This is a genomic window from Nocardia sp. NPDC003345 (assembly GCF_053589395.1).
Map to the genome: position 1 here is coordinate 1 of NZ_JBSFRU010000422.1, position 4,653 is coordinate 4,653.

General features: G+C 65.7%; 5 protein-coding genes. 2 read left to right on the forward strand and 3 right to left on the reverse strand.

The features are described 5' to 3' along the window. Positions 1–35: 35 nt before the first annotated feature. From hsaC to hsaA, 3 genes are read right to left on the reverse strand one after another with little or no spacing between them, the layout of a single operon-like run. Complete coding sequence (gene hsaC / locus ACWDU1_RS29745; protein WP_450003541.1) at positions 36–935, reverse strand: iron-dependent extradiol dioxygenase HsaC; 900 nt, start codon at positions 933–935, stop codon at positions 36–38. Positions 936–937: 2 nt separating this feature from the next. After that, positions 938–1,816 carry a 4,5:9,10-diseco-3-hydroxy-5,9,17-trioxoandrosta-1(10),2-diene-4-oate hydrolase gene (gene hsaD / locus ACWDU1_RS29750; RefSeq protein ID WP_450003542.1) on the reverse strand — a complete coding sequence of 293 codons (879 nt, stop codon included), beginning with the start codon at positions 1,814–1,816 and terminating at the stop codon, positions 938–940. Next, entirely contained in the window at positions 1,816–2,979 is a 1,164-nt protein-coding gene (gene hsaA, locus ACWDU1_RS29755) for a 3-hydroxy-9,10-secoandrosta-1,3,5(10)-triene-9,17-dione monooxygenase oxygenase subunit (protein WP_450003544.1), read from the reverse strand. The genes hsaD and hsaA overlap by 1 nt, the downstream gene beginning before the upstream one ends. A gap of 214 nt (positions 2,980–3,193) precedes the next feature. Between hsaA and ACWDU1_RS29760 the strand changes: the two genes are divergently transcribed. After that, on the forward strand, positions 3,194–4,402 hold the full coding sequence (locus tag ACWDU1_RS29760; protein WP_450003545.1) for a Rieske 2Fe-2S domain-containing protein: 1,209 nt from the start codon (positions 3,194–3,196) through the stop codon (positions 4,400–4,402). A gap of 1 nt (position 4,403) precedes the next feature. Next, a partial coding sequence (locus tag ACWDU1_RS29765) for a hypothetical protein (RefSeq protein WP_450003547.1) occupies positions 4,404–4,653 on the forward strand: 250 nt, incomplete at its 3' end.

Here is a 4,653-nt window from a genome sequence, read left to right on the forward strand (position 1 = left end):
CCCGGTGCGAGTATCGCACCGGGCCCGGCCGGAGATCACTTGAAACCGACCGAGAAGTCGTGGCCCCACAGGCTCACCGCGGTGGATTCCCGCGCGATCCAGCTGTGGTCGTCGACTTCCAGACCCTCACAGCCGAATTCGACATCGAACCCGCCGGGGGTCTTCATATAGAACGACAGCATCTTGTCGTTGATATGCCGGCCCAGGGTGGCCGACATCTTCACCTTCTTGCGCATGGCCCGGTCCAGGCACAGTCCGACGTCGTCGGAATTCTCCACCTCGACCATGAGGTGGACGATGCCGGTCGGGTTGGGCAGCGGCATGAACGCCAGCGCGTGGTGGCGCGGGTTGCAGCCGTAGAACCGCAGCCAGGCCGGGTCCCCGTCCTCCGGCCGACCCACCAGCTGGGGCGGCAGCCGCATGGAATCCCGCAGCCGGAAGCCCAGGATGTCCTGGTAGAACGCCTGCGCGGCGGCATCGTCGGAGCAGGTCAGCACCACATGGCCGAGGCCCTGTTCGGCGGTGACGAACTTGTGGCCGTACGGGCTGACGAACCGGCGTCCGAGGTACTGCGCGCCGTAGAACGCCTCGAGGGTGTTCTCGGAGGGGTCCTGGAACCGGATCATCCCCTCCACGCGACGCTCGTCGAGCTCCGCCTTGGTGCCTTCCTCGAACGCGATGCCGTTCTTCTCCAGAGTCTCCCGCAGCCGCTGCAGCGCGGGCCCGTCGGTGACCTCCCAGCCCGAGACCAGCAGCCGGTCCTTCTCGCCGGGCACGATCACCAAGCGGGCCGCGAAATCATCCATCCGCAGGTAGAGCGCGTCGGGGTTGTTCCCGCTGCCCTCCATCATGCCGAGCACCTTCAGGCCGTATTCGCGCCAGGCCGCCATATCGGTGGCCTCGATGCGCATATACCCGAGTGCCTTGATACTCATCGTCATTTCTCCTTGACGCCGAGCAGGAAATCTATTGCGAGCCGGTTGAATTCGGCGAACTTCTCCAGCTGCGCCCAGTGTCCACAGCCACCGAAAACGTGCAACTGGGCGCGGGGGATGTTCTTGAGCGCGATCAGCGCGCCGTCGAGCGGGTTCACCCGGTCTTCGCGACCCCAGATCAGCAGGACCGGCTGGCGCAGCTTGTAGGCGTCGCGCCAGAGCATGCCCTTCTCGAAATCGGCGCTCGCGAAGGATTTGCCCATGGCGCGGGTCGCGGCGAGCGCCTCGGGGGTGCTCGCGGAGGCGAACCGTTCCTCGATCAGTTCCGGGGTCACCAGGGACTGGTCGAACACCATGATCCGCAGGAACGCCTCGAGGTTCTCCCGGGTGGGTTCGTAGTTGAACTTGCCCAGCAGTTTGACGCCCTCGGTGGGGTCGGGAGCGAAGAGATTGCTGCTCAGCCCGCCCGGCCCCATCAGGATCAGCTTCCCGGCGCGGTCGGGGTAGTCGAGCGCGAACCGCACCGCGGCCCCGCCGCCGAGCGAGTTGCCGAGCAGGTGGACGCGGCCGGTGATGTCCAGGGTGTCGAGCAGATCCTTCAGCGCCGACGAACTGTGCACGAAGTACTGCGGATGTTCGGTCGGCTTGTCCGACTGCCCGTACCCGGGCTGGTCGACCGCGATCACATGGAAGTCGCGGGCCAGCACCGGGATGTTGCGGGAGAAGTTCGACCACGACGAGGCACCCGGACCGCCGCCGTGCAGCAGCACGATGGTGGGGCCGTTGCCGACCCCGGCCTCGTGGTAATGCAGTTTCAGATCCGGCCGCACCTGCGCGAACTTCGAGGTGGACTCGTAGGTGAGTTCGGCGGTCGAGGTCATCACACCATCCCGTCGGAGACCGGGAGACCGAACTCGTGGGTGCCGTACATGACGTAGGCCCGCTCGGGATCGTTGGAGGCGTGCACCCGGCCGGCGTGCGCGTCACGCCAGAAACGCTGCAGCGGAGTGCCGTTGACCAGGGCGGTCGCGCCCGAGCTCTCGAACAGTTTGTCGATCGAGGCAATGGCCCGGCCGGTCGCGCGGACCTGGTCGCGCCGGGCGCGCACGCGCAGGTCGAAGGGGATCTCCTTGCCCTCGAGCAGCAGGGCGTACTCGTCTGCCACATTGCCCGACAGCTGCCGCCAGGCCGCGTCGATATCGCTGGAGGCCTCCGCGATCCGCACCTTGGTGAACGGATCCTCCTTGGCCTTCTCGCCCGCGTAGGCCGCGCGCAGCCGCTTGCCCTGATGCTCGACGTGCGCCTCGTACGCGCCGTAGGCCATACCGACGATGGGGGCGGAGATGGTGGTGGGGTGGATGGTGCCCCACGGCATCTTGTACACCGGGTCGGTGTTGTTCTCCAGACCGGGCGAGGCCAGATCGTTCATGGTCTTGTAGCTGAGGAAGCGGTGCGTGGGCACGAACACGTCCTTGACCACGAGGGTGTTGGAACCGGTGCCGCGCAGGCCGACCACGTTCCAGACATCGTCGATCTCGTATTCCGAGCGCGGGATGAGGAAGCTGCCGAAGTCGACCGGCTTGCCGTTCTTGATCACCGGTCCGCCGACGAAGGTCCAGTCGGCGTGCCCGGACCCCGACGACCATGCCCACGATCCGCTCACCTGGTAGCCGCCGTCGACCACCGTGCCGGCGCCCATGGGCGCGTAGGAGGAGGAGATCCGGACATCGGTGTTGTCGCCCCACACCTCGTCCTGGGCCTGCTGGCCGAACAGGGCCAGATGCCAGTTGTGGACGCCGATGATGCCGGCCACCCAGCCGGTGGACCCGCAGGCGCTGGCGATCTTGCGGACGGTGTCGTAGAAGACGACGGGGTCGGCGGCCAGGCCGCCCCACTGCTTGGGCTGCAGCAACCGGAAGAAACCGGCCTCCTGCAGGTCCTTGATGGACTCCTCGGGGATCTGCCGAAGATCTTCGGCTTCCTGTGCGCGGGCGCGCAGCGTGGGCAACAGCGCTTCGACCCGTTCGGTCACTTCTCGCGTCATCTCCGGCCCTGCTCCTGCCTGGTCGTTTACTAACCAATGGTGATCTGCTCGTGGGCAGAATTTACTTCTGAGACTAGAACACGTTCTTGTTCATGTCGAGAACCGGTGTCGGTATGCGGCCGTTATAGGACATGCGCTGGATGTGGCGCGAATCGCTGGCGCTCGGGACGCCAGTTTTGTAACGTGTTCTAGTACAGCAGGAGGAGGAATCGCGATGGCAGTAACCCCGCCCAGCGGCGGCGGCAAGGTTCGGGAGCTGGACGTCGGTTCGGCTCCCACCCGGTACGCGCGCGGATGGCATTGCCTGGGGCTGGCGCAGAACTTCCGGGATGGCAAACCGCATTCGGTGAAAGCGTTCGGGACCAAGCTCGTGGTCTGGGAGGACAGCGCGGGCGAGTTGCACGTGCTCGACGCGTACTGCCGCCATATGGGCGGCGACCTCAGCATGGGCGAGGTGAAGGGCGACGATATCGCCTGCCCGTTCCACGATTGGCGCTGGGGCGCGAACGGTAAATGCACGTCCATCCCCTACGCCCGGCGGGTGCCCCCGCTGGCGAAGACGCGGCGGTGGACGACCCTCGAACGCAACGGCCAGTTCTTCGTCTGGCACGACCACGAGCGCAACGAGCCGCCACCCGAGGTCACCATCCCGCATATCGAGGGCCCCTACACCGACGCCGACGGCAACCCGGTGGAGGAACTGGACAGCGGCTGGACCGAGTGGACCTGGAACAACCTGCTGATCGAGGGCGCGAACTGCCGCGAGATCATCGACAACGTCGTGGATATGGCGCATTTCTTCTATATCCACTTCGCGTTCCCGACCTACTTCAAGAACGTGTTCGAGGGCCATGTCGCCACTCAGTTCCTGGAGACCAAGGGCCGCCCGGACGTCGGTGCCGGCGCCAAGTACGCCGGCGAGCAACTGCTGAAGTCGGAGGCGTCCTACTTCGGCCCGTCCTACATGATCAACCCGCTCATCAACAGCTACGGCGGCTACGAGATCAAGGTGCAGCTGATCAACTGCCACTACCCGGTGACGCAGGATTCGTTCATGCTGCAGTGGGGCCTGACCGTCGAGAAGCCCAAGGGTCTCGACGACGCGACCGCGCAGAACCTGGCCCGGACCATGGCCGATTTCTTCGGCGACGGTTTCCTGCAGGACGTCGAGATCTGGAAGCATAAATCCAAGGTCGAGAACCCGCTCCTCACCGAGGAGGACGGCCCGGTCTACCAGTTGCGTCGCTGGTACGACCAGTTCTACGTCGACGTCGCCGAGGTGACGGAGAAGATGACCCAGCGGTTCGAATTCGAGGTCGACACCACGAAGGCGAACGAAGCGTGGGAAGCCGAGGTCGAAGAGAACCTGCGGCGCAAGCGCGAAGAAGAAGCGGACGCCGACCAGGCGGAGGCAGGAGTCTGATATGACCAGCTGGGCGAAAGCACCCGACTTCGCCGACCAGCCCGCCCGGCGGGACGCGGTGCGGGCCCAGACGGTCGTGGACAAGGAGCGTTACCTGGAGGGCGGCCTGACGCCGCTGCGGTGTCAGGCATGCCATGCCGAGGTGCTGGTTCGCAAGAGCAGTTCCCGGCAGACCTCGGTGCAGTGGACCGGTAACCCGGCCGACCAGTGTCCGGTCTTCGCGGAATTGAGCGCGAACGGCTATCGGCCCG

What these genes read in the sequence shown, in the direction of transcription:
- hsaD (WP_450003542.1), bottom strand. Translation starts at nt 1,816, where the DNA reads ATGACCTCGACCGCCGAACTCACCTACGAGTCCACCTCGAAGTTCGCG.
- hsaA (WP_450003544.1), bottom strand. Translation starts at nt 2,979, where the DNA reads ATGACGCGAGAAGTGACCGAACGGGTCGAAGCGCTGTTGCCCACGCTG.
- hsaC (WP_450003541.1), bottom strand. Translation starts at nt 935, where the DNA reads ATGAGTATCAAGGCACTCGGGTATATGCGCATCGAGGCCACCGATATG.
- ACWDU1_RS29760 (WP_450003545.1), top strand. Translation starts at nt 3,194, where the DNA reads ATGGCAGTAACCCCGCCCAGCGGCGGCGGCAAGGTTCGGGAGCTGGAC.